Origin of the sequence: Amycolatopsis acididurans, assembly GCF_012328925.1 — a bacterium.
Taxonomy (GTDB): domain Bacteria; phylum Actinomycetota; class Actinomycetes; order Mycobacteriales; family Pseudonocardiaceae; genus Amycolatopsis_E; species Amycolatopsis_E acididurans.
The window spans coordinates 11,454-35,051 of record NZ_JAAXLS010000042.1 but is presented as its reverse complement, the minus strand read 5'-3'; the positions used below and the strand labels follow the sequence as shown (position 1 = coordinate 35,051).

General features: G+C 70.2%; 21 protein-coding genes and 1 pseudogene. 11 read left to right on the top strand and 11 right to left on the bottom strand.

Annotated elements, in window-relative coordinates; translation table 11 throughout:
* Positions 1–21: 21 nt before the first annotated feature.
* Complete coding sequence (locus tag HFP15_RS33555) at positions 22–312, bottom strand: hypothetical protein (protein WP_168521009.1); 291 nt, start codon at positions 310–312, stop codon at positions 22–24.
* Between the two features lie 143 nt (positions 313–455).
* Here HFP15_RS33555 and HFP15_RS33550 point away from each other — a divergent pair, with 143 nt between their 5' ends.
* From HFP15_RS33550 to HFP15_RS33510, 9 genes and pseudogenes are all read left to right on the top strand, one after another.
* Positions 456–1,103: a cytochrome c oxidase subunit II gene (locus tag HFP15_RS33550; RefSeq protein ID WP_168521007.1), complete on the top strand. Its 648-nt coding sequence runs from the start codon at positions 456–458 to the stop codon at positions 1,101–1,103.
* Positions 1,100–2,715, top strand: a pseudogene (locus tag HFP15_RS44220) (cytochrome c oxidase subunit I). Before HFP15_RS33550 ends, HFP15_RS44220 begins: the two are co-directional and overlap by 4 nt.
* Complete coding sequence (locus HFP15_RS33540; protein WP_168521005.1) at positions 2,712–3,197, top strand: hypothetical protein; 486 nt, start codon at positions 2,712–2,714, stop codon at positions 3,195–3,197. Before HFP15_RS44220 ends, HFP15_RS33540 begins: the two are co-directional and overlap by 4 nt.
* Complete coding sequence (locus HFP15_RS33535) at positions 3,197–3,667, top strand: cytochrome c oxidase assembly protein (RefSeq protein ID WP_210718207.1); 471 nt, start codon at positions 3,197–3,199, stop codon at positions 3,665–3,667. Before HFP15_RS33540 ends, HFP15_RS33535 begins: the two co-directional genes overlap by 1 nt.
* Positions 3,664–5,163: a cytochrome bc1 complex cytochrome b subunit gene (gene qcrB / locus HFP15_RS33530; protein ID WP_312871877.1), complete on the top strand. Its 1,500-nt coding sequence runs from the start codon at positions 3,664–3,666 to the stop codon at positions 5,161–5,163. The genes HFP15_RS33535 and qcrB overlap by 4 nt, the downstream gene beginning before the upstream one ends.
* 109 nt (positions 5,164–5,272) lie before the next feature.
* Complete coding sequence (locus HFP15_RS33525; protein WP_168521003.1) at positions 5,273–7,066, top strand: thiamine pyrophosphate-requiring protein; 1,794 nt, start codon at positions 5,273–5,275, stop codon at positions 7,064–7,066.
* On the top strand, positions 7,063–8,172 hold the full coding sequence (locus tag HFP15_RS33520) for an enolase C-terminal domain-like protein (protein ID WP_168521001.1): 1,110 nt from the start codon (positions 7,063–7,065) through the stop codon (positions 8,170–8,172). The genes HFP15_RS33525 and HFP15_RS33520 overlap by 4 nt, the downstream gene beginning before the upstream one ends.
* Complete coding sequence (locus HFP15_RS33515; RefSeq protein WP_168520999.1) at positions 8,169–11,282, top strand: FAD-binding and (Fe-S)-binding domain-containing protein; 3,114 nt, start codon at positions 8,169–8,171, stop codon at positions 11,280–11,282. Before HFP15_RS33520 ends, HFP15_RS33515 begins: the two co-directional genes overlap by 4 nt.
* A gap of 2 nt (positions 11,283–11,284) precedes the next feature.
* Positions 11,285–13,090 (top strand): glycoside hydrolase family 15 protein, encoded by a 1,806-nt coding sequence (locus HFP15_RS33510; RefSeq protein WP_168520997.1) that lies wholly within the window; start codon positions 11,285–11,287, stop codon positions 13,088–13,090.
* A gap of 182 nt (positions 13,091–13,272) precedes the next feature.
* On the opposite strand, the gene HFP15_RS33505 is transcribed toward HFP15_RS33510, so the two are convergent.
* The 4 genes from HFP15_RS33505 to HFP15_RS33490 all read right to left on the bottom strand — a co-directional run bounded on the left by HFP15_RS33505 (position 13,273) and on the right by HFP15_RS33490 (position 16,614).
* A complete protein-coding gene (locus HFP15_RS33505; protein WP_168520995.1) occupies positions 13,273–14,025 on the bottom strand; it encodes an acetate uptake transporter in 753 nt (250 codons plus the stop codon).
* 39 nt (positions 14,026–14,064) lie between these two features.
* Positions 14,065–14,754 carry a DUF4396 domain-containing protein gene (locus HFP15_RS33500; RefSeq protein WP_312871876.1) on the bottom strand — a complete coding sequence of 230 codons (690 nt, stop codon included), beginning with the start codon at positions 14,752–14,754 and terminating at the stop codon, positions 14,065–14,067.
* Between the two features lie 596 nt (positions 14,755–15,350).
* Positions 15,351–16,154: a phosphate/phosphite/phosphonate ABC transporter substrate-binding protein gene (locus HFP15_RS33495; protein WP_168520993.1), complete on the bottom strand. Its 804-nt coding sequence runs from the start codon at positions 16,152–16,154 to the stop codon at positions 15,351–15,353.
* A 46-nt stretch (positions 16,155–16,200) separates the two neighbouring features.
* A complete protein-coding gene (locus tag HFP15_RS33490; protein WP_168520991.1) occupies positions 16,201–16,614 on the bottom strand; it encodes a DUF6292 family protein in 414 nt (137 codons plus the stop codon).
* A 261-nt stretch (positions 16,615–16,875) separates the two neighbouring features.
* Here HFP15_RS33490 and HFP15_RS33485 point away from each other — a divergent pair, with 261 nt between their 5' ends.
* Both HFP15_RS33485 and HFP15_RS33480 read left to right on the top strand, forming a co-directional pair.
* Positions 16,876–17,145, top strand: a complete 270-nt coding sequence (locus tag HFP15_RS33485; protein ID WP_168521050.1) for a YrhK family protein — start codon at positions 16,876–16,878, stop codon at positions 17,143–17,145.
* A 6-nt stretch (positions 17,146–17,151) separates the two neighbouring features.
* The gene (locus HFP15_RS33480; RefSeq protein WP_168520989.1) at positions 17,152–17,658 is read left to right on the top strand and encodes a DUF421 domain-containing protein; all 507 of its coding nucleotides are present in this window, start codon (positions 17,152–17,154) and stop codon (positions 17,656–17,658) included.
* Between the two features lie 139 nt (positions 17,659–17,797).
* Here HFP15_RS33480 and ptsP read toward each other — a convergent pair whose 3' ends face one another.
* Genes ptsP through HFP15_RS33450 form a run of 6 tightly spaced genes read right to left on the bottom strand, consistent with a single transcriptional unit; the run spans position 17,798 to position 23,501 of the window.
* The gene (gene ptsP / locus HFP15_RS33475) at positions 17,798–19,501 is read right to left on the bottom strand and encodes a phosphoenolpyruvate--protein phosphotransferase (protein WP_168520987.1); all 1,704 of its coding nucleotides are present in this window, start codon (positions 19,499–19,501) and stop codon (positions 17,798–17,800) included.
* Positions 19,498–19,779 (bottom strand): HPr family phosphocarrier protein, encoded by a 282-nt coding sequence (locus HFP15_RS33470; protein ID WP_168520985.1) that lies wholly within the window; start codon positions 19,777–19,779, stop codon positions 19,498–19,500. The genes ptsP and HFP15_RS33470 overlap by 4 nt, the downstream gene beginning before the upstream one ends.
* Before the next feature lie 34 nt (positions 19,780–19,813).
* A complete protein-coding gene (locus HFP15_RS33465) occupies positions 19,814–21,310 on the bottom strand; it encodes a PTS fructose transporter subunit IIC (RefSeq protein ID WP_168520983.1) in 1,497 nt (498 codons plus the stop codon).
* Entirely contained in the window at positions 21,307–21,759 is a 453-nt protein-coding gene (locus tag HFP15_RS33460) for a PTS sugar transporter subunit IIA (protein ID WP_168520981.1), read from the bottom strand. Before HFP15_RS33460 ends, HFP15_RS33465 begins: the two co-directional genes overlap by 4 nt.
* 21 nt (positions 21,760–21,780) lie before the next feature.
* Entirely contained in the window at positions 21,781–22,743 is a 963-nt protein-coding gene (pfkB, locus tag HFP15_RS33455; protein WP_168520979.1) for a 1-phosphofructokinase, read from the bottom strand.
* Entirely contained in the window at positions 22,740–23,501 is a 762-nt protein-coding gene (locus HFP15_RS33450; RefSeq protein ID WP_168520977.1) for a DeoR/GlpR family DNA-binding transcription regulator, read from the bottom strand. Before HFP15_RS33450 ends, pfkB begins: the two co-directional genes overlap by 4 nt.
* Positions 23,502–23,598 lie beyond the last annotated feature (97 nt).

Genomic DNA, 23,598 nt, shown 5'->3' with positions numbered 1-23,598 from the left:
GCTTACCCCGGATTGGCCGCGCTAACCGCCCGCGGCGCGCATTTGCCCGTCGAGACGGACTCGTTCGCCGATCCACGCGTGCACCACGCCGCGGCTCGTGGGGTTCTCGTGCGCGGGATCGGCCAGGTCCTGGCTCGCGGGGGCGAGCCCGCGCGCCTCGCGCTCCTCGGGGCTGGGCGTGTCCCCGCCGTCGGCGGGCAGTCCGGTGCCGATCAGGTAGGCCAAACCGGCGGATATGCCGAACCGGCGGCCGATGTCGCGGTAGTCCATCCCGCGCGCGGCCAGGTCCTGGATCTGCGCTTTCGTCGGCATCGATTCCTCCTTGCACAGCAGTATCACGCCCAGTGGTGCGCGCTGCAAAACTTGTAGTAGGCAAATGTTTCGTGGGTTTGGGAAGAAGGAGAAGGGGGTAGGTCCGGGCGGACCAGCAGCGCGCGGAAAAACCGGGAGGCCGGGTGGAGTTCCGGGACGCCTTCAGCCGGATGATCAGCTTCGAGGGGCTGATCGCCGGGATCGTGTTCGTCGTCGTGGCGGTCGCGGTGACACTGGCGCTGATGCTGAGCCGAAAGCGTTCGGGCGACACCCGCCGGCGCAGCTCCCACCCCGTGGTGGAGCTGACCTATGCGATCCTGCTGGCCGGCGTGGCCGGGGTGCTGGCCTATGTCACGGCTTCGGCGAACAACTCCCTGCAGGGCCAGGTCAAGCCCGCGGCCGCGGCACCCGCCGCCACGCGGGTCGACGTCGATGCCTTCCAGTGGTGCTGGCGCTTCCACTATCCGCAGAACGACCGCTCCGTCACCGGTGTCTGCGGGGAGAACGACACGCAGATCCCGACGCTGGTCGTTCCCGTGGGTCAGCCCGTCCGGCTGGACATCACCTCCAGCGACGTCCAGCATTCGTTCTGGGTGCCCGATCTGCGGGTCAAGGTCGACGCGTTCCCGGCGCACGACAACAGTGTGACGCTCACGTTCGACCACGAAGGACAGTGGCTGGGCCGCTGCGCCGAGTTCTGCGGCTCCTACCACACGACGATGCATTTCTGGGTCCGCGCGGTCTCACCGCAGGAGTACCAGCGCTGGCTCGCCCAGGGCGGCCAGGCATGACGGCGACCGAGACCCGCGAATCCGGGCTCCAGCCCGAGCGCAGGCCCTGGCTGACCACCACCGACCACAAGCGCATCGCGATGCTGACCATCGCGACCGCGCTCGTGCTGTTCTTCCTGATGGGATCGCTCGCGCTGCTCATGCGCGCGCAGCTCGCCCAGCCCGGCGAGCGGATGATGAGCAACGAGACCTACAACGAGCTGTTCACCATGCACGGCTCGGGCATGATCTACCTCGTCATCACGCCGATCGCGCTGGCCTTCGGGCTGTACCTGGCGCCGCTGCAGGTCGGCGCGCCGACCGTCGCGGCGCCGCGGCTGACGATGCTCGGGTTCTGGCTCTACCTCTTCGGCGCGATCACCGTGCTGTCCGGGTTCCTGCTCACCAGCGGGCCTGCGGCCGAAGGCTGGACCGCCTACACCCCGCTGTCCAGCGCCCGGTTCTCCCCGGGTTTCGGCACCGACCTGTGGATCACCGGGAACTTCGCCGCGAGCCTCGGCATGATCCTCATCGCGGGCACGGTGCTGTGGACCGTGCTGCTGCGGCGCGCACCCGGCATGACGATGCTGCGCATCCCGGTGTTCAGCTGGTCGGCCGTGGCCACGAACCTCATGGTGCTGGCCGCCTTCCCCTCCCTGCTGGCCGCGCTCGGCATGCTCGCGATCGGGCGCATGGCGCCCGACGTGTTCGCCAACGACATCTGGAACATCGGCTACCAGCATCTGTTCTGGTTCTACGGCCATCCCGTGGTCTACGTGATGTTCTTCCCGTTCGTCGGGGCCGTGGCCGAGGTGCTGTCGACGTTCGCGCGCCGCCGGTTCTTCGGGTACAAGCCGGCGGTGCTCTCGCTGCTGGCCTTCGCCGCGTTGTCGATGAGCGTGTGGGGCACCACATGTTCACCACCGGGCAGGTCAGCGACAACTACTACTCGCTCACCTCGATCTTCCTGCTCGTGCCCGCCGGGCTGGAGTACCTGGGGATGATCGGCACGATCGTCGGCGCCCGGATGCGCTTCACCGTGCCGATGTTGTTCGCGCTCGCGTTCATCCCGCAGTTCCTCGTCGGCGGGCTGACCGGGATCATGGTCGGCACCCCGGTGCTGGACTACCACATGCAGGACAGCTACTTCGTCGTCGCGCACTTCCACTACACGCTGGTGGCGGGCAGCCTGTTCGGGCTGTTCGCCGGGTTCTACTTCTGGTTCCCCAAAGCCACCGGCGTGCTGCTGGACAAGGGCCTGGGGCAGCTGCACTTCTGGCTCATGGTCGCCGGCACGAACCTGACGTTCCTGCCGATGTTCTGGCTCGGCGTGGCCGGGATGCCGCGCCGGGTCGCCTCCTACCTGCCCAACGACGGTTTCGGCACGGCCAACCTGCTGGCCACCATCGGGGCCGGGCTGCTCGGCCTGGCCATGGTCACCTTCGCGGTCAACCTGGTCGTGTCGTACCTGCGGCGGCACACGCGCCGCGCGGGCGACAACCCGTGGGACGCGTTCACCCTGGAGTGGGCCACGTCCTCGCCTCCGCCGGTCCTCAACTTCGACGAGAAGCACCCGATCCCGAAGGTGCGCGGCTTCGCGCCGCTGCTCGATCTCGCGGAGGAACGGGCATGAGGCCGGGCCTGGTGGTGCTGGGGTGGGCCGCGTTCAACGCGGTTCTGGCCTCGATCATGTTCGCCTACGGGGAAAGTCTCGAGTTCATCGGGCTCTACGCGGCCGCGGTGCTGATCACGGTCGTGGTGGGGCTCGTGGTCATCGCGGCCTCGCGTCCGCGCTCGCGCCGTCGGATCCGGACGGCGGCGGGCAGCCGGTCGGCCGGGTTTCTCGCGCTCGCCGCGATCCTGTTCGCGCTCGGATTCCTGTTCACCCACTGGATCAGCTACCTCGCGCTCTTTCCCTTGCTGGCAGGGGGATTCTCGTATCGCCGGGAGCGGCTGCCTGCCGGGGTGGTACCGGCCAGGACCGGTGTGCGCAGCACGCCGGTGGTCCCGCAGGAGGAACACCCGGCGGCCGACCGGGTCGCCCGCATGGTCACGGCCGGCGCGCTCGCCGCCCGCGCCTTCTCGGCGCTGCGCCCGGGCAGGAGGCGGTCGTGATGGTGCACATGGCGATGATGGGCCTGCTGACTTCGGTGCTCGCGCCGGTACTCGTGCTCGCCGGGCAGCGGTTCGTGCCGTGGCAACGCGTTCCCGCTTCCGCGCTGATCACGCTGCCGGTGTTCCTCGTGCTCCACGGCGCGCTCACGATCGTGATGGCCCGGCAGGAGTTCCCGGTGGTGGTGGACACCGCGCTGCACGCCGTGTTGCTCGCGGGTGCGATGTGGTTCTGGCTGCCGGTGCTGCGTCCCGGTCCCGGCCTGCCGGAGCCGGCGCGCGCGGTGTACCTGTTCCTCGCGGCCCCCTCACTGGACCTCGCGGCCGTCGTCCTGATCATCCTCGGCGACGAGACCGGCGGGCTGGCGATGATCGTCGGCATGTTGCCGCTGGGACTCGTCGCCATCGCGGTGACCTGGCGCTGGATCACCCGTGAGGAACGCCTCGCGCAGCAGCAGGAGGTGGGTGCGTGAAGCAGAAGATCGCCGACGCGGCGGAGGCGGCCGACGAGCGCTATCTCGCCGCGAAGCTGTTGCGCCCGCGCCTGAACAAGGTGTTTCCCGAGCATTTTTCGTTCCTCTTCGGTGAGCTCGCGCTCTACAGCTTCGTCACGCTGTTGCTGACCGGCACGTATCTGGCATTGTTCTTCGACCCGTCGATGAGCCAGTTGACCTACCACGGCCCGTATTCCGCTTTGGACAATTCGGAGATGTCCAAAGCCTTCGCGAGCACGATGCGCCTGTCGTTCGAGGTGCGTGGCGGGCTGCTGGTGCGCCAGATCCACCACTGGGCGGCCAACGTGTTCGTCGCCGCGATAGTGGTGCACCTGCTGCGCGTCTTCTTCACCGGTGCGTTCCGCAAACCGCGCGAGGCGAACTGGGTCATCGGCATCTTCATGCTGCTCATCGCGATCGCGGAAGGGTTCTGCGGTTACTCGCTTCCCGACGATCTGCTCTCGGGCACCGGCGTGCGCATCATGTCCGGCATCATGCTGTCCGTTCCGTTGATCGGGACGTGGGCCAACTGGCTCGTTTTCGGCGGCGAGTTTCCCGGTGAGATCATCATCTCCCGTCTCTACACGCTGCACATCCTGCTGCTGCCCGGGATTCTGCTCGCGCTGGTCGCCGTGCACCTGGCCGGTGTGTGGTACCAGAAGCACACGCATTTCCCGGGCAAGCGCGGCACCGAGCGCAACGTCGTGGGTACCCGCATGTTCCCGCCGTTCGCGCTCAAGAGCATCAGTCTGTCGATCATGACGACCGGCACCCTCGTCGTGATGGGCGGGCTGCTCCAGATCAACCCGATCTTCCACTTCGGGCCCTACCTGCCGGGGGAGGCGTCGATCAACTCCCAGCCCGACTGGTACCTGCAGATGATCGACGGGGCGATGCGGCTGTGGCCCGAACTGCGCATCGACCTGGGACACAGCTACACGATCCCCTCGGTTTTCTGGCCCGCGGTCGTGCTGCCGCTGCTGCTGTTCGGCGGCATGCTCGGGTATCCGTTCGTGGAGCGGAAACTGACCAGGAGCCGCGGCATGCACAACGTCGCCCAGCGGCCCCGCGACGTGCCGGCGCGCACGAGTTTCGGCGTCATGGTCCTGACCTTCTACGCCCTGCTGATCGTGGCCGGTGTCGACGACGTGATCGCCTACGCCTGGCGTATCCCGATCGAGCGCATGGTGTGGATCGGCCGGATCGGGGTGCTCGTGCTGCCGCCGCTGGCGTACCTGATCACCCACCGGATCTGCCGGCTGCTGCAGCGCGCCGACCGCGACGTGCTGCGCCAGGGTGTGCACACCGGCCTCATCGAACTCCGCGACGGCGGCTACTACGTGGAGCTCAACCAGCCGCTGGAACCGGAGCCGGGCGAGGAGTCGATGCGCTACGCCCGCTACCGCGGCAACCCCGTGCCGCATCTTCCCGGCGACCTCGAGACGAGCGGCGCCGACCAGGCGCGGCGCCGGTGACGAGACCGATCATGCGAAGCGCAAAGTTTGCACACAGCGGATGTTTCTCGCCGGAATGCCCCGGGTAGCACCTCAGCACACGCCGAAGGCTCGCGAACGGGAGCAGCCGATGAAGGTCGCCGACTACGTACTGGACAGGATCCGCCACTGGGGCGTGCACCGGGTGTACGCCTATCCGGGCGACGGCATCAACGGGATGCTGGGCGCCTTCGAACGGGCGAAGGGTGATCCGGAGTTCATCCAGCCCCGGCACGAGGAGATGGGCGCGTTCATGGCCTGCGCCCACGCCAAGTTCACCGGCGAGGTCGGGTGCTGCATGGCGACCTCCGGGCCCGGTGCCATCCACCTGCTCAACGGCCTGTACGACGCGAAGCTGGACCATCAGCCCGTGGTGGCCGTGGTGGGGCAGCAGAAGCGGATCTCGCAGGGCACGCACTACCAGCAGGAGGTGGCCCTGGAGCACCTGTTCGCCGACGTGTCGGAGTTCGTGCAGGTGTGCATGCACCCGGCGCAGGTGCGGCACGTGATCGACCGCGCGTTCAAGACCGCGCTGACCACGCGCAGCGTCGCGACCGTCATCATCCCGGAGGACATCCAGGAGGAGAAGGCCCAGCCCGCGCCGCCGAAGACGCACGGCGCCGTGTACTCCAGCGTCGGGTGGAGCCGGCCGCGCATGCTGCCCAACGAGAACGAGCTGCGCGTGGCGGCGGACGTGCTCAACGAGGGCAAGAAGGTCGCCATCCTGGTCGGGCAGGGTGCCGCGCACGCGGCCGACGAGGTCGTGGAGGTGGCCGAGAAACTCGGCGCGGGGGTGGCCAAGGCGCTGCTCGGACGTGAGGTGCTGCCGGACGGGCTGCCCTTCGTCACCGGGCCGGTCGGACTGCTCGGGTCGAAGGCGAGCGACGAGATGATCATGAACTGTGACACGCTGTTCATGATCGGCACCAGCTTCCCCTACAGCGAGTGGCTGCCCGACGAGGGCAGTGTGCGCGGTGTGGAGATCGACATCGACGGCCGCATGATCGGCATCCGCTACCCGATGGACGCGCACCTGGTCGGCGACTCCAAGGAAACGCTCAAGGAACTCCTTCCGCTGCTGGAGCAGAAGACGGACCGTTCGTGGCGGGAGAAGATCGAGAAGAACGTCCGCACCTGGAACAGGATCCTGGACGACCGCGCGAGCCAGCATTTCAACGGTCTGGTCAATCCGCAGACGGTGGCGCACGAACTGTCGCCCCGGCTGCCCGATGATTGCATCCTGACCGCGGACTCGGGATCGGCGACCAACTGGTGGGCGCGCTATCTCAAGCTCCGTGCGGGCATGCGGGCATCGTTGTCCGGGACGCTGGCCACGATGGGCCCTGGCACGCCCTATGCGATCGCGGCGAAATTCGCCTACCCGGACCGTCCGGTGATCGCGTTCATCGGGGACGGTGCGTTCCAGATGAACGGGATGAACGAGATGATCACCGTGAAGCGCTACGCCGACCGGCTCGGCGGACCGCCGCTGGTGTTCTGCGTGTTCAACAACCAGGACCTCAACCAGGTCACCTGGGAACAGCGTGCCATGGCCGGTGAGCCGAAGTTCCCCGGTTCGCAGGACATCCCGGACGTGCCCTACGCCCGCTATGCCGAACTGCTCGGGCTGCGGGGCGTCTACTGCGACCAGCAGGAGCGGATCGGGCAGGCCTGGGACGAGGCGCTCGGCGGCACCGGCCCGGTCGTACTGGAGTTCAAAGTGGACGCCGACATCCCGCCGATCCCGCCGCACATCATGTACCAGCAGGGCAAGAAGGCCGCCAAGGCCGAGCTCAAGGACCCGGACAAGGTCGGCATGGCCGTGCGGGGCTTCCGGCAGAAGCTGGCCGAGTTCTACGAACAGCTTCCCGGCCGAGACTCGTGACCGACGGGGTACGCATCGACCGGCTGGAGGCGCACGCCTTCACGATCCCGGTCGACGGACCCGGCGGGCAGGAGCAGGACGGCACCCTGTCCTGGAAGGCCACCACGGTCATCCTGGTCCTGGTGCACGCCGGGGGTGAAACCGGACTCGGCTACACCTACGGCGCTCCCGCCACCGCCGCGTTCGCGCAGCACAAGCTCGAGCCGGCCGTGCGTGACGGCGACGCGATGGCCCCGCCCGCGCTCACCCGGCGCATGTTCGCCGAGATCCGCAACGCCGGCCGCCCCGGGCTGGGCGCGATGGCGGTGTCCGCTGTGGACATCGCGTTGTGGGATCTGAAGGCGCGGCTGCTCGGCGTCGCGCTGACGACGCTGCTGCCGGCGTGTCACGACCGCGTGCCCGTCTACGGCAGTGGCGGTTTCACCAACTATCCGGACGAGCGCCTCGACGCGCAGTTGTCGCACTGGGCGAGCCAGGGGATCGGCAGGGTGAAGCTCAAGACCAGCCGTGACCCGGCCGCCGACCCGCACCGGCTCGGCGTCGCACGGGCGGCGGTGGGCGAGGACGTCGAGCTCTTCGTGGACGCCAACGGCGCGCTGACCCCGAAAGAGGCGCTGTACTGGGCGGAACGTTTTCACGGCGAGTGGGGCGTGACCTGGTTCGAGGAGCCGGTCAGCTCGGCCGATCTGGAGGGACTGCGCAGGGTGCGTGACCACGGCCCCGCCGGCCTGGAGATCGCGGCGGGGGAGTACGCGTTCGTGGCTCGCGACTTCACGAATCTGATCGGCGCCGTCGACTGCCTGCAGGCCGACGTGACGCGCTGCGGCGGCATCACGGGTGTGCTCACGGTGTCCGGGCTTTCCGCGGCCCATCAGCTCGACCTGTCCGCGCACTGCGCCCCGGCGGTGTCGGCGCACGCCTTCCGTGCCGCGGAACGGTTGCGGCACCTCGAATACTTCCACGATCACCTCCGCGTCGAGTCGCTGGCCTTCGACGGACTGCCGCACCTCGACGGTGGCGCGCTGCGGACGGATCCCGCGTGCCCCGGCCATGGCCTGACGGTGAAATGGCCGGACCTGGAACCCTACCGGGAGACTTCACGATGACCACTTTCCGCGACGTCCCGGCCAAGACCGAGCCCGCGATCCCCGGGCCGCCCCGGGGCAGGCAGAAGATCGACGTGACCTCGCTGGAGCGCGCCCTGCGGGAAGCGGTCGCCGGGGAGGTCCGGTTCGACCGGGGCTCAAGGGCCCTCTACGCCAACGACGCGTCGAACTTCCGGCAGGTGCCCATCGGCGTCGTCGTCCCGCGGACGCTGGACGATGTCGTCGCCACCCACCGCGTCTGCCATTCCCACGGCGCGCCCGTCCTGAGCCGCGGCGGCGGCACCAGCCTGTCGGGCGAGACCGTGAACTACGCCGTCGTGATCGACCACTCCAAGTACCTCACGCACGTCGGTGAGATCGACGGCGCGCGGGGGACCGTGGTGTGCGAGAACGGTGTGATCAACGAGGACCTCAACCGGGTGACCGGCGAGCACAACCTGGTCTTCGGCCCCGATCCGTCGTCGCACTCGCGGTGCACGATCGGTGGCAACGTCGGCAACAACTCCTGCGGCATCCATTCGGTGCAGTCGCAGCTTTACGGCCCCGGCCCGCGGACCTCGGACAACGTCGAGGCACTGGAGATCGTCACCTATGACGGTGCCCGGTTCTGGGTCGGCGTCGGCGAGGAGCCCGATGTGGACCGCATCATCGCCGAAGGCGGCCGCAAGGGCGAGATCTACGCCCGGCTGCGGGATCTGCGGGACCGCTACGCCGAGCACATCCGCCGCGGTTTCCCGTCGGTGACGCGGGTTCCGCGCCGCGTGTCGGGCTTCAACCTCGACGAGCTGCTGCCGGAGAACGGTTTCAACGTCGCCCGCGCACTGGTCGGCACCGAGGGCACCTGCGCCACGGTGCTGCGTGCCGAGCTCAGGCTCACTCCCGCGATGCTGCAGCGCACGCTGGTCGTCGTCGGTTTCGACGACCTCGCCGACGCGGCCGACGAGGCCATCGAGATCGTGGAGAAGTGGCAGCCGATCGGGCTGGAGGTGTTGGACCGGGAGCTGATCGAGGATCAGCGGGAACTGAACATGCACGTGGAAGATCTGGCCGAGTTGCCGCACCGTGAAGGCAACGCGTGGCTGCTCGTGCAGTTCGGCGCGGACAGCACCGATGTGTCGCTGCAGCACGCGCAGGACTTCCTGCGCTGGCTGGAAAAGAAGAAGAAGTTCCCGCCCGAGCGGATGCTGGTGTCCAGGAGCGTGCAGGAGGGCGGCAGCAGCGAGGACCTGTGGACGATCCGGGAAGGCGGGCTGGGTGCCACGGCGTTCGCGCACGGCCGGGACCAGTGGCCGGGCTGGGAGGACTCGGCCGTGCCGCCCGAGCGAATCGGCGAGTACGTGCGGTCGCTGCGTGAGCTGATGCACCAGCACGGGCTGCACGGAGCGATGTACGGCCATCTCGCGCAGGGCTGTATCCACTCGCGCATCGACTTCGATCTGCGCACCCGCCACGGCGTGCTGGCCTACCGCCGGTTCCTGGAAGCGGCCGCCGACCTCGTCTGCTCGTTCGGTGGCTCGCTGTCCGGGGAACACGGCGACGGACAGCAGCGCGCGGAGTTGCTCGACCGCCAGTACGGACCGGAACTCGTCGAGGCCATGCGCGAGTTCAAGCTGATCTGGGACCCCGCCGCGAAGATGAATCCGGGCAAGGTGGTCGATCCCTATCGGCTCGACGAGAACCTCAAACTCGGGCCGGACTACAACCCGCCGCGCGGCGACACGAAGTTCGCCTACGAGCAGGACGGCGGCGATTTCGCGCACGCGGCGCTGCGTTGCGTCGGGGTCGGCAAGTGCCGCGTCCCGCATGCCGAAGGCACGATGTGCCCGAGCTATCAGGTGACCCGCGAGGAGAAGCACACCACGCGCGGCCGCGCGCGGCTGCTGTTCGAGATGCTCCAGGGCGAGGTCATCACCGACGGGTGGCAGTCCCGCGAGGTCGCCGACTCGCTGGATTTGTGCCTGGCGTGCAAGGGATGCACCAACGACTGTCCGGTCAATGTGGACATGCCGACGTACAAGGCCGAGTTCCGGCGCCACCACTACCGGTCGTGGCGGCGGTGGCGTCCGCGGCACGCCTACGTCTTCGGCTTCATCGATCAGGCGGCGCGGCTGGCGGCCCGGATGCCGGAACTGGCCAACGCGGTCACCAGGGCACCCGGGCTCGCGCGGCTCGCCCGCTTCGCCGCGGGCATCGACCCGCGCAGGCCGTTGCCGGAATTCGCCCCGATGACGCTGCAGCAGTGGTTCCGGCGGCGCGGTGGCACCAGGAGTCCGCACGGGCGGCCCGTGGTCGTCTTCCCCGACACGTTCACCAACCACCTGCACACCGACGTCGGCGTGGCCTGCGTCGAGGCGATCGAGGCCGCGGGCTGGCGCGTCATCATGCCCGAGTCCCACGTGTGCTGCGGCCGGCCGTTGTACGACTACGGTTTCCTCGACACGGCCGAGCGGTACCTGCGCCGTGTCGTCGCAGAGCTGCGCGAATACGTCCGCGACGACGTGCCGGTCGTCGGCATGGAACCCAGCTGCCTGGCCGTGTTCAAGGACGAGCTGATCAAGATGCTTCCGCACGACGACGACGCCCGCCGGCTGAGCGGAAACGCCTACCACTTCGCCGAGTTCTTCGGGGCCTTCGACATCCCGGTGCCCCGCGCCACGGGGCGCGCGCTGCAGTGGACGCACTGTCACCAGCGCGCGACCGGCGGGCCGGGACCCGAGCGGCGGCTGCTGGAGCGGATGGGCCTGCGGGTGGACGGTCTCGACGGCGGCTGCTGCGGTCTGGCCGGGTCGTGGGGTTTCGAGGACGGCAAGTACGGCATCTCGATGGACTGCGGCGAGCAGGCGCTGCTCCCGGCGGTTCGCGCCGCTGACCCCGAGACGCTTCTCGTGGCCGACGGGTTTTCGTGTTCGACGCAGATCGCCGACGCGGACACCGGGCGCACCGCGCTGCACACCGGGCAGGTGCTCGACATGGCCGGGCACGGTCGCCGTGCGCCGCGGCACAAGCCCTCGCCGTCGAAGGCGCGGCGCGCGGCGCGCACCGCCGGTCCGGTGGCGGGTGGTCTGGCGTTCGCCGCGGCCGCGGTCTGGACCGTGCGGGGTGTGCGTTAGGCATGTCGGCGGTACTGGAGGATTACGCGCTCATCGGCGACACCCACACCGCGGCGCTGGTCAGCCGGGACGCCTCGGTCGACTGGCTCTGCCTGCCCCGCTTCGATTCCGGGGCTTGTTTCGCGGCGTTGCTGGGTGATCACCGGCACGGCTACTGGTCGCTGCGGCCGAGGGGCGAGGGCTGGCACGTGCGCCGCCGCTACCGCGGGGACAGCCTCGTCCTGGAGACGACGTTCAGCCGTGGCGGGGAGGCGGTCCGGGTCGTGGACTGCATGCCGGTCCGCGGTGAGCGCCCCGAACTGGTGCGGCGGGTGGAGGGCGTGGCCGGCCGCGTCGCGATGCGCTGTGACCTGGTGCCGCGCCCCGACTACGGTTCGATCACGCCGTGGCTGCGTGCCGACGGCCGCGCCTGGACCATGATCGCCGGACCGGACCGGCTCACGCTGGACGCCGGCCCGCCCGTGACGGAGTCCACTGAGGACACTCTCGCGAGCGAGTTCGCGGTGGGCGAAGGCGACGTGGCGGACTTCCGGCTGTCCTGGCGGACCGGCCCGGATTCCGGCACCGCGTGGCAGGGTGCGGGAGCGGTCATCGACGACACCGAACGGTGGTGGCGCGACTGGGCCGCGCGGTGCGCCTACGACGGCCCTTACCGGGACGCGGTCGTTCGTTCACTGCTCACCCTCAAGGCACTGACCTACGCGCCCACCGGCGGAACCGTGGCGGCGCCCACGACGTCCCTGCCGGAGCGGCTGGACGGGGTCCGCAACTGGGACTACCGGTTCTGCTGGCTGCGCGACGCGACCTTCACCCTGCTGGCGTTGCTGGATGCCGGGTACGAGCGGGAAGCGGGGGAGTGGCGTGAATGGCTGTTGCGGGCGGTCGCCGGCCGCCCCGAACAGATGCAGGTCAGCTACGGGATCGACGGCAGGCGCCGGCTCCCGGAGCTCGAGCTCGACTGGCTGCCCGGCTACGCGGGTGCGCGGCCGGTCCGCGCCGGGAACGCGGCGGCCGGGCAGTACCAGCTCGACATCTACGGCGAAGTGATGGACGCGCTGCACCAGGCCCGCGCCCACGGCATTCCGCCGGACGAGGACGCGTGGCGGCTGCAGCGCGGCTTGATGGACTTCCTGGAGGGCAACTGGCGCGACCCCGACAACGGGATCTGGGAGATGCGCGGGCCCCGGCGCCAGTTCACCCATTCCAAGGTGATGGCCTGGGCCGCCGCGGACCGGGCGGTGCGCGCGGTCACCGACTTCGGGCTCGACGGGCCTGCCGACCGCTGGCGCCGGCTGCGTGAGGAGATCTTCGACGAGGTGTGCGCGAAGGGCTACGACCCCGGGCGCAACACCTTCGTGCAGCACTACGGCTCCACATCACTGGATGCCGCCCTGCTGACGATCCCGAACGTCGGCTTCCTGCCCGCCGAGGACGAGCGGATGCGCGGCACGGTCGCGGCGGTGGAGAAGGACCTGGCCGCAGGACCGCTGGTGTGGCGCTATCGCGGCGGCGGCGGTGAGAGCGACGGCCTGCCCGAGGGCGAGGGCGCCTTCCTGGCGTGCAGCTTCTGGCTCGCGGACAACTACATCCTCCAGGGCGAGCGCGACCGGGGACGCGAGCTGTTCGAGAGGATTCTCGGGCTGCGCAATGACGTCGGGCTGCTTTCCGAGGAGTACGACCCGCACGAGAGGCGGCTGCTCGGCAACTTCCCGCAGGCGCTGTCCCACATCCCGCTGATCACCACCGCGTTCAACCTCGCGGGGCCGGGCGGCCCGGTGCAACGCCGGGCCGTCACCGGCGAGGACTGAGCATCCGCCGGCGTTTCCGCGGCGCGGCCGCGCCGGCGGCCATCCCGGTTCCCAGCGTGCTGCCGCCGACCCAGTACTCGCGACGGCGAGGTGGGCCGGCGGCCACGCCATGGCTGAGAAGGGAGAATGGCGTGGTCGCCGGTCGGTTCACCGCTCTGGGCGGTGGTCTGTTCGCGCCGGGCTCACTGCCCGACCTTGATTCCGGGTTCGCCGTACTCGTACTGGATGACCTGCTTGGGGATGCGGCCCGGGATGTTGGGTTCGGCACCGATCTTGCCCATCGGCAGCACCACCCGCTTGTAGGTGGCTTCCAGCACCATGGCCGAGCCCGTGTACCAGGCCAGCACCGCGGAGGCGAGCAGGAAGTACGCGGCGATCGTGCGCAGGGTGCCGACGTCGGCGATCAGCGCGATCGCCAGCAGGGTCGACCCGGTGGCCAGCGCCAGGAGCACGAGCATGACCGCGGTGTTCTCGGCCAACGCGGCGAACACCCCGGTCCAGGTCACCGCGGCCAGCCCGATGAACCAGAACCCGAACGCGGTCGCCGCGAGCGTGCTGGTCGAGGTGCCGGGAAGCCCGCCGAGACCGACGAACAGCTGGTAGATGCCGTAGCCGATCCAGAACGAACCCCACGCGCCGTGGATGCCGGTGGCGAGCGCATCGCGGGCACGGAAGGACCACATCGCCGCGAGCAGCTGGGCGATCCCACCGAAGGCGAACGCGAACGGCGCCAGGATCAACGGGGTCGTGGTCTCGTCACCGAACCAGCCCGCCATGTTCGCCGCGACCATGAAGGTGGAGACGGCGAAGCCGAACAGCCCGAGGATCGACGGTGCCGCGATGGGGCTGAGGTTGATGTGGGTGTGGTCGCGCCAGAACCCGAAGTCGGCCCCGCCGCCGTTTCGTTGCCCCGCATCGGGGGTGGTGGGTGTCATGATGTGCACTCCTTTCTCTGTCCCGGTTTTCTTGGCCGGTCACATGGCTTCCTTGATGCCCCGCCGGATCAGCCGGGTGTTGACCGGCCAGGCGGTGAAGAAGCCGACGATCATCCCGATCTGCATCAGGAACCAGTAGGCCGCGTCGCTGGGGTGCAGGTGGTGCGGGGCGGGGAAGAACACGAACGCCGTCAGTGCCATCCAGCCGAACAAGCCCACCTGGAACGCCGTCAGGGACAGGAAATCGGCCTTGACGGCCTCGACGAGCCCCTTGCGCAGGCTGAGCCCGCGCATGGGGGCGATCGCGAAATACTGGAACACCACGCCCAGCGCCAGCGCCAGGATGTAGTCGCCGATGTAGGAGGCGTAAACGGCCTCCCCCGCGACGGTGGCGCCGATGCTGAACAGCGCGAACTCGGAGACGATGTCACCGAGGGTGCAGCCCGCACCACAGTGTGAGACGCCGACCGCCGTGGTCGCGTAGCCGGGCTTGTCCGGCGGGTCGCCGTGTTCACGCTGCCAGCGGCGTGATTTCGGGCGGCCCCACCGGTGGTAGCCCACGGCCGCGGCCGGCCCGAAATACAACGCCGTGACCGGCCAGACCGCTTCCATCACCGGCATCCGCTGCCGGTAGCGGCGGACGTAGATGTCGAGCAGGATCCAGATCGCGCTGGCGAAGCCCAGGCCGAGCCCGCACCAGGCCAGCACGGTCAACCACCGCGGTGCCACGATGCACCCTTCGGCACCGGCCGCCACACCACTGCATCCATGTCACGCCCCGTTTCGACGTCGACTGCCTTCACCGCGCACATACCCGGTGGGGGAGCGCCTGACACGGGGATCGGAGAAATTTGTGCGCCACGCAAAAGTTGTCCAGGGCGGATGTGGTGGGCTGGGCTGCGACGAAAGGCCGGATGCTCTTGTGCGGCGCTGGGTCATTGCCCCGCCGCCGCTCCCTGTTCGGTGCGGCTCTGGGAGCCCTGCACCAGCGGTGATCGCGACAGCAGGACCATGCCCGCGGCGACGGCCGCGGCGCCGGCGAGCTCCGCGACGAGCCGTCCGGCGCGCAGCGCGTTCTGCAGTGGGAAGATTCCCGCAGACGCAGCCGGGCGCGGAACACGACCCGGGACAGCAGGAGGGTGAAGCCGACTTCCAGGATGAGAATCGGCTGCACCAGCAGGATCGGTCCGCCGGCCAGTGCCGCGACCTGCAGGGCGAACCCGAGCAGGATGGTGGCGATCCCACGTGAGCGTCACGCGCCACCTCCATCCACCCCGGTGGTTTCCCCGGCAGTGGCGATCACGCGTGGCCGGCTCGGAAGGCCGCTACGCGATGAGCCTTCCTGCCCGGTCACAGAAGCCGAGCTCGTCGACGGCGGTCTCGATCACCTGGTAACCGCCGGCACGGCCTTCGTTCCAGTGCGCCATGTCGGCAGGCCCGAGCACCCGCTGGATGTGGTCGGACGAGGGCATGGCCAGCAGCAGGGTCGCCAGGCGCGACACCAGATGCGCGGGCGCGACATCGGTCACCATGATGTGGCCGGCGTCGTACCGCCCGGACCGGGCGAGCACGCGCACGGTGCCAGGGGGAATGGCGCCGCTGACGGTCCACCGTCCGTAGTGCCTGCGGTCCAGCGCCATCGCGTCCAGCTCACCCCTCAGCAGTGACTGGACCGGTTGTTCGCCGACGGCGGGGCCCGCCCGGAGATCGACCGTGTTGCCGGGGACCAGTCCGGCTTTGCGGAGCATGAGCTCGGGTACGAGTGCCGCCACGGGTGGGCCTGGCTGGCCGACGCCGACCGACTGGTCGCGCAGGTCGGTGAGCCGGCGATGCGCCGAATCCGCGCGCACGAGGATCAGGGACGCCTCGTCGCGATCACACTCGCGCATGACCAGGGGACGCACGCGTCTTCCGAGGACCTCAGCCCTCCGGCGCGTCCGGACCCACGTCAGCGGTAATACGAACGCCAGGTCGATGCGCCCGTCGACGGCGTCCTCGATCAGCCGTTCCTCGGTGAGGTAGAGGACGAACTCGAACAGCAGCCCGTGGGTCAGCAGCCATCCCTCGAGCGTCGTCCAGGCGGAGAGGGTCTGCGCCCCGCGGGCGACGAGGCCCAGCCGGAGCTTCATCGGTGTCGTCCCATCACGTGCGCCAGCCCGGGTTCCGGTGCCACGGTCAGCCGAGGTAGCTGCCGAGCCTGGCGGCGAGTACGTCCTCGGTCATCTCGTGCGGCGGTGGTGATACCGGTCCGCTCCAGTGGCCGGCGACGAGGTCGTCGACGAAAGCGCGCACCACGGATGGTTTCGGTAGCGGGTCCGGGCCGCCGAGGTAGCCGATCACGCGCGGAGTGTGACCGGGGTCGGCGTCCAGGCCCACGAACCAGCCCTCGCGGTCGTTCCAGGCCAGCATCAGGTCCTCGTCCGGGAAGCGGGCGCTGCGGCGTGCCAGCGGTATGTACGCGCCGGCCGTGTCGGCGACCTCCGTGACCGCGGCGGTAGGAGGCAGTCCGAGCTGTGCCGATACCGCCCGCACGTAGCACTCCAGGCCTCGTTCCACCCGTGACCGTTCCTCGGGCTTCGTCAACATCATTTTGGGCACCGCTTTTCCTGGTGACGCGAAGGGCCGACCTTCTGATATCCGTTGCGGCACCCGCCGAAACCCATCACCTCTCATGCGGGCTTGTTTTGTTGCATGAGACAAATGTTGCTCATGCCCGTTTGCGGGCGTTCGATTCGGGGAAGGCCGGAGCGGGCAGGGATGCCGGAGGAGACCGCGGTCGCGAGCCCGCGGTGACGACGACGCGGAGGTGGTCGTGAACCCCGACCGGAACGGCAGGTGTCAGCCGTGAACATGCGGACCTTCATCAGGGAGTTCCCGACCGTCCACTTGGTGATCGGTGTCATCGGGAACGTCATCTTCTTCGTCGGCAGCGTGCTGTTCCTGTGGTCGTGGTCGGAGATGCCGGCCATCTGGCTGTTCATCGTCGGTTCGTTCGGCATGATGCTCGGTGCCATCGGGCAGGCCGTCTACATCCACGAGCGGCACCGGCTCAACGGCGCCCCCGGCCGGCCCGCCCCACAGCGGAATCCGGTCTACAGCGCCGATCCGGAAAGCGGCTGAGTTCGCATGTCCTGGCTGACCGGGCACTGGCCGGAGATCGGTGTGGTCTGCGGCAAGACACTGCTGCTCGCGCTGACGGCGCTGATCGGGCTGCGGCTCGCGCCGCGGCGTGCGCTGGCCGAGATGAGGATCTTCGACTTCGTCACCGCGGTGGCGATCGGGGCCGTCATCGGCCGGAACGCGACCTCGAGCGACACCTCGTTCCTGCTGGGGTTCGCGGCACTGGTGACGCTGCTGCTCACGCACACCGTGCTGGCGAGACTGCGGTTGTTCGCGCCGGTCGGGCGCGTCATGGATCATCCGGTGCGCGTGCTCGTCACCGACGGGGTGATCGACCGGCGGCAGCTGCGCAGGTGCCGCCTCACCGAGGACGACCTGCGCGCCGCGCTACGCCAACGAGGCGTGCGCTCGCTCGGCGATGTCCGGTTCGTGCTGTTCGAATCCCAGGGCGGCCTGACGGTCGTGCACGGGGCCGGCGCGGAAAGCGACCTCGTCAGGCCGGTGGCTCACTGACCCGGTCCTCATGCGACACCCGCCCGGGACGCGCTCGCACCGCTGTCGCGGAAAGAGGCCGCCACCCTCCTGCGCGAGTCGGCACAGGCCCTGCTGGCCGCGGCGTTGACGACGGGCTGATCGTCTTGGGCGCCGTCGCTCACCGTGCGGGCAAAGCTTCAGAGGTGGTGATCGGGTTCGCCCCGGCGGTGATCGCCTCGCGGGCGTGCCTCGCGTCCTCGGCCGACAACGCCATTTCGGCCAGCGCCTGGCATTCGGCCAGTGTGTGCGCGGCCAGTGCCAGCCGGACGGCGGCGAGGGAGGCCGGTGCCATCGACAGGCTGGTCACGCCCACACCCGCCAGCACGAGCGCGAGGTAGGGATCGCCGGCCGCCTCGCCGCAGACCCCGACCGGTTTCCCGGCCCGGCGTCCCGCTTCGGCGGCGTGCCGCACCAGCTCCAGCAGCGCGGGCTGCCAGGGATCGAGCAGGTCCGCCAGCTCGCCGGCCATCCGGTCCGCGGCATAGGTGTACTGGCCGAGATCGTTGGTGCCGATGCTGGCGAAATCGCATCCGGCGAGCACCTGCTGGGCACGCAGCGCGGCCGCCGGGACCTCGATCATGGTGCCCGCGACGCCGAGCCCGTGGGAGCGCGCCCGCGCCGCGAACGCCGCGGCCTCGGCCGGGGTGGACACCATCGGCGCCATGACCCAGACCTCGGCGTCGTGCTGGTCGCGCGCCGTGGCGATCGCCGCGAGCTGCTCGTCCAGGATGCGTGGCTGCCGCCGGTCGAGCCGCAGCCCGCGCACGCCCAGCGCCGGGTTCGGTTCCTCGCCCTGGCCGAGGTAGGGCAGCGGCTTGTCCGCGCCCGCGTCGAGTGTGCGGACCACGACCTTCCGGCCGCTGAACGCGGCGAAAACCTTGCCATAGGCCGCACACTGCTCGTCCCGCGCGGGAGCCTCGGTGCGGCCCAGATACAGGAACTCGGTGCGCAGCAAGCCGACGCCTTCGCTGTCCGCGGCGGCCGCGGCCGACAGATCGGCGGCCCCGCCGAGATTGACCAGCAACGCCACGGACGTGCCGTCTTGGGTGCGGCCGGGCCCGCGGGCGGCCGACAGGGCGTCGCGGTGCGCGGCCCAGGCGCTGAGGGCGCGTTCGACCTCCTCCGCCGGCGGGGTCACCACGACGGTGCCCGTGGTGCCGTCGACGAGCAGTTCCGTGTCGTCGGTGATCCCTCCGGCGCGGTGGCAGGCGACGACGGCCGGGATGCCCAGCGATTTCGCGAGGATCGCGGTGTGGCTGGTGGGCCCGCCTTGTCCGGTCACGATGGCCAGCACCCGCGAGGGGTCGAGGGTGGCCGTGTCCGCGGGTGCGAGATCGGTCGCGACCAGCACGAACGGGTGACCCGGATCGGGTATCCCCGGCATGGGCAGGCCGAGCAGGCACGCGAGGGTCCGCCGGCACAGGTCGGCGAGGTCCGCGGTGCGTTCGGCGAGGTAGCCCCCCGCGGCCTCCATCGCCGACCGGAACACGTCGAACGCGGCGGCCACGGCGTGCGGCAGGGATTTCCCGCCGGCGAGCGCGGCCGAGACCTGCTCGGTCAGCGCCGGGTCACGGACCATCATCGCCTGGGCGAGCAGCACGTCGGCGGCCTCACCCGTGGCTCGCGCCGCGCGGGATTCGAGATCCGCAGCGACCGCGGCGAGCGCCTCCCGTGCCCGGCCGGCCGCCGCGTCGGCGTCGGGCTCCGGCCCGGTGTCCGCGGGCAGCGCGGGCGGCTCGGCGAGCCGTGCCACCGGCCCGGCCGCGACGCCGGGGCTCACGCCGATCCCCGTGACCACGCTGTCGTCGACCGCCGTGCTCATGACGCCGGAGCCGTGTCGTGGTCGTGGGCGATCACGGCGGCGACCGCGTCGAGCGAGGCCTCGGCGCCCGGGCCTTCGGCGCGGAGCACCACCTCGTCACCGCAGCGTGCGCCCAGGCCGAGCACGGACAGGATGCTGCGCGCGTCCACGAACTCCGTGGCGGGAGCCTTGGCGATGGAAACGGCGGCGGGCTGCTTGCCGGCCTCGGAGACCAGCAGCGCGGCGGGACGGGCGTGCAGGCCGACCGAGGAGGCCACGACCACCTTGCGTTCTGCCATGACTGTCATTCCTTTCTTGTGTCCACAGTGGACCTCAGGCGGTGACGGGACGGGCGTCCGCGGCGGTTTCGCTGGGGGAGACGGCATTCGTGCGCGCCGCGCCGACGTGCTTGGCGACGATCACGCACAGGGTGGTGACCAGCGAGCCCGCGACGATCGCGACCAGGTAGCCGAGCGGGTGGCCGATCAGGCCGATGACCCAGATTCCGCCGTGCGGGGCGCGGGATGTGGCGCCGAGGGTGACCGACAGCGAACCGGTCACCGCGCTGCCCGCCATGAGCGAGGGGATGACGCGCAGCGGGTCGCCCGCCGCGAACGGGATCGCGCCCTCGGTGATGAACGACAGCCCCAGCAGCCAGGCGGCCTGGCCGGCCTGCTGCTCGGCCCTGGTGAACAGCTTGCGGCGCAGCACGGTCGCCAGTGCCAGCCCCAGCGGCGGTGTCATGCCCGCGGCCATGACCGCGGCCATGATCGTCAGGTTGCCGGAGGCGAGTGCGGCCAGGCCGAACGAATAGGCCACCTTGTTCACCGGCCCGCCCATGTCGAACCCCATCATCAGGCCCAGCAGCCCGCCGAGCATCCAGGCGTTGGTGCCGGACAATCCGTTGAGCCAGTGCGTCATCCCGGTCTGGGCGGCCGCGATCGGCTGGCCGACCACGACCAGCATCAGGAACCCGACGGCGAACACCGAGATCAGCGGAATCACCACGACGGGCATCACGCCGGCCACGCCACGCGGCACCTTGAGCTTCTTCAACGCCGCGGTCACGGTGCCGGCGAGCAGGCCCGCGACGAGCCCGCCGAGGAACCCGGCGTTGATCGCGACGGCGGCGAGGCCGCCGACGACGCCGGGGGCGATGCCGGGACGGTCGGCCATGGCGAAGGCGATGAACCCGGCCAGGATCGGCACCATCATCTTGAACGCCAGCGACCCGAGTTCGAACATCACGCCCGCGACGCCGGCGGTGTGCAGCAGCTGCGACATGTCGGTCACGCCGGGGTAGTGCACGCCCTCGAAGGTGCCGCCGCCGACGACGGCGCCGACCTTCGCCCCGCCGATGATGAAGGACAGCGCGGTGAGGATGCCCCCGGCCGCGACGAACGGGATCATGTAGCTGACGCCGGTCATCAGCCACTGGCGCAGGCGTGTGCCGAACCCGGCGCCCGGGTCCACCTTCGTGCCCGGCGCCGGCCCCGGCGCGACGCTCTTCACCGTGTCGGGCCGGGACTTCGCGGCCGCGACGGCCTCCTCGATGAGTCCGGCCGCGTTGTTGATGCCGCGTTTCACATCGGCGGTGACGACCGGCTTGCCCGCGAACCTTTCCTTGTCCCGGACCTCGACGTCGGCGGCGAACACCACCGCTTCGGCGTCGGCGATGCGCCCGGCCGGCAGCGGTTCCGAGCCCGCGGCGCCCTGTGTTTCCACCAGGATCTCGTGGCCGGCGGCCTTCGCGGCCTGCTCGAGTGCCTCGGCGGCCATGTAGGTGTGTGCGATGCCCGTGGGGCACGACGTGACGGCGACCAGCTTCATCGGGCCAGCACCTCCTTCCGGACCAGTTCGACGACGGCGCCGGCATCGGGCGCGCCCAGCAGTGCGTCCCGGAACGACTGGTGCACCAGCCTGCGTGCCAGCGACGCGAGGATCGTCATGTGTTCCGAGCCGCCGCCCTCGGGCGCGGCGATCAGGAAGACGAGGTGCGCGGGCCCGTCGGACGCGCCGAAGTCCACGCCCGACGCGCACCGGCCGAAGGCCAGGGTCGGTTCGGTGACGTGACGCGAGCGCGCGTGCGGGATGCCGATCCCGCCTTCGATGCCGGTCGGCATCTGCTCTTCGCGAGCCTTGACGTCGGCGAGGAAGCCCTCGGCGTCGGTCACGCGCCCTGCCTTGACCATGCGTTCCGCGAGGCTCTTGGTCACCTCGTGCCGGTCGGCGCCGGCGAGGCCGAGGTCGACCAGATCGCCGTTGATCAGCTGACTCATGTGCGGTTCCCTTCTGTTGCCTCACGCCCCGGCGGGCTTGCCGCGCCCGCCGAGTACCCTGTCCGGGCTGATGTCGGAGTTGATGACGACGGCCGTGCGGTCGAGATCGGCCGGCCCGGGCAGATGGCTGCCCGGGAGCGCGGCCGCCGCGGCGCCCCAGGCGAGTGCCTCGCGCAGGGCCTTCTCCCCACGGCCACCGGCGGCGAGGAACCCGGCGAGCATGGCGTCGCCCGCCCCCACCGTGCTGCGCACCCGTGCCACCGGAGCCTCGCCGTGCACGACGCCGGTGCCGTCGACCAGGAGAGCGCCGTCCGCGCCCAGGCTGGCCAGTACCGCCCGCGCGCCGTGGTCACGCAGCTGCTGCGCCGCTTTGACCGCGTCGCCGAGCGTGCGCACCTCGATGCGCGCGTACTCGGCCAGTTCCGAGCGGTTGGGTTTGACGACCTCGGGCGCGGCGGGCAAGCACGCGGCCAGCGCCGCGCCCGAGGAGTCGATCGCGGCGTTGACGCCGCGCGCGTGCGCGATCTCGACCAGCCGCGCGTAGAAGGCGGCCGGCATGCCTGGTGGCAGGCTGCCGCAGCCGGCCAGCCAGCCCGCGCCACGCTCGAGCGCACGCGTGGCGGCCTCCAGCAGCCGTTCCGCCTCCTCGGCGGAGAGCGCCGGGCCTGCCTCGTTGAACTTGGTGATCGTGCCGTCGGCCTCGGCGACCGCGATGTTGGTGCGCACCGGTTCGCCCACGCTCACCCGGCTGGTGGCCACGCCGGCGGCCGCGAGCAGGCCGGTCAGCTCGCTGCCTTCGGCTCCGCCCGCCACCAGTACCGCCGTGGTCGGATGTCCTTGTTTCGCCAGCGTGCGGGAGACGTTCACGCCCTTGCCGCCGGGATGAACCAGCGCGCGTGGCGCGCGATGCACCCGGCCGCGGGTCACCGCGGCCACCTCGACCGTGCGGTCGATGCTCGGATTCGCGGTCACCGTGACGATCACGCGCGCACCACCCTCGGCCCGGCGGCGGACAGCTCGGCCGCCGCGTCCTCGTCCAGCCCGGCGTCGGTGATCAGAACGTCCACATCGGACAGAGAGCCGAAGCGGGCGAGGCAGTCGTTGCCGAACTTGGTGTGGTCGGCCAGCACGACCACCCGGCGGGCCGCGGCGATCATGGCTCGTTTGACGGCCGCCTCCCCGGTGTCCGGTGTGGTCAGTCCGCGCTCGGCGGAGACGCCGTTCGTGGCGATGAACGCGACATCGACGTAGGTGTCGGCCAGTGACCGCAGCGCCCAGTCGTCGACGGCCGCCATCGTGCGGCCGCGAACCTTGCCGCCTGCCATGAGCACGGCGGTGTTCGGGCGCGTGGCCAGACTGCTCGCGATCGGCAGCGCGTTGGTCACGACGGTCAGTTCCCGGTCGGCAGGCCAGACCTCGGCCAGGCGAGCCGTGGTGGTCCCCGCGTCGATGAGCACGGCGCCCTCCACCGGCAGCTCGGCCAGCGCGGCCTTGGCGATGCGTTCCTTCTCCGCGGTCATCACGGCGTCACGGGCGGCCAGCGCGGGCTCGAAGCCGAGCCGTTCCACCGGGATCGCGCCCCCGTGCACCCGGCGCAGGACGCCGTGCCGCTCGAGCACGGTCAGGTCACGCCTGATCGTCTCCGTGGTCACCCCGAACTCGGCGGCCAGTTCGGTGACCTCCACCCGGCCATCGGCCCGCGCGCGTTCCACCACGCGCTGCTGACGCTCCTCTGCGTACATGATGTTTCACCGCCGTTTCATGTTGATTTATTTGGTTATACGTTGATGTGTGTGGCAGTGTCAAGGGTCACGAGAGGAGCTGCTCGCCGATGCCGGG

Excerpts from the sequence above, each read along its gene's own strand:
- HFP15_RS33525 (WP_168521003.1), top strand. The coding sequence starts at position 5,273 with ATGAAGGTCGCCGACTACGTACTGGACAGGATCCGCCACTGGGGCGTG.
- HFP15_RS33460 (WP_168520981.1), bottom strand. The coding sequence starts at position 21,759 with ATGAGTCAGCTGATCAACGGCGATCTGGTCGACCTCGGCCTCGCCGGC.
- HFP15_RS33465 (WP_168520983.1), bottom strand. The coding sequence starts at position 21,310 with ATGAAGCTGGTCGCCGTCACGTCGTGCCCCACGGGCATCGCACACACC.
- HFP15_RS33505 (WP_168520995.1), bottom strand. The coding sequence starts at position 14,025 with ATGACACCCACCACCCCCGATGCGGGGCAACGAAACGGCGGCGGGGCC.
- HFP15_RS33490 (WP_168520991.1), bottom strand. The coding sequence starts at position 16,614 with ATGATGTTGACGAAGCCCGAGGAACGGTCACGGGTGGAACGAGGCCTG.
- HFP15_RS33510 (WP_168520997.1), top strand. The coding sequence starts at position 11,285 with ATGTCGGCGGTACTGGAGGATTACGCGCTCATCGGCGACACCCACACC.
- HFP15_RS33495 (WP_168520993.1), bottom strand. The coding sequence starts at position 16,154 with ATGAAGCTCCGGCTGGGCCTCGTCGCCCGCGGGGCGCAGACCCTCTCC.
- HFP15_RS33485 (WP_168521050.1), top strand. The coding sequence starts at position 16,876 with ATGCGGACCTTCATCAGGGAGTTCCCGACCGTCCACTTGGTGATCGGT.
- HFP15_RS33480 (WP_168520989.1), top strand. The coding sequence starts at position 17,152 with ATGTCCTGGCTGACCGGGCACTGGCCGGAGATCGGTGTGGTCTGCGGC.
- HFP15_RS33470 (WP_168520985.1), bottom strand. The coding sequence starts at position 19,779 with ATGGCAGAACGCAAGGTGGTCGTGGCCTCCTCGGTCGGCCTGCACGCC.
- HFP15_RS33535 (WP_210718207.1), top strand. The coding sequence starts at position 3,197 with ATGGTGCACATGGCGATGATGGGCCTGCTGACTTCGGTGCTCGCGCCG.
- HFP15_RS33515 (WP_168520999.1), top strand. The coding sequence starts at position 8,169 with ATGACCACTTTCCGCGACGTCCCGGCCAAGACCGAGCCCGCGATCCCC.
- HFP15_RS33555 (WP_168521009.1), bottom strand. The coding sequence starts at position 312 with ATGCCGACGAAAGCGCAGATCCAGGACCTGGCCGCGCGCGGGATGGAC.
- ptsP (WP_168520987.1), bottom strand. The coding sequence starts at position 19,501 with ATGAGCACGGCGGTCGACGACAGCGTGGTCACGGGGATCGGCGTGAGC.
- HFP15_RS33450 (WP_168520977.1), bottom strand. The coding sequence starts at position 23,501 with ATGTACGCAGAGGAGCGTCAGCAGCGCGTGGTGGAACGCGCGCGGGCC.
- HFP15_RS33540 (WP_168521005.1), top strand. The coding sequence starts at position 2,712 with ATGAGGCCGGGCCTGGTGGTGCTGGGGTGGGCCGCGTTCAACGCGGTT.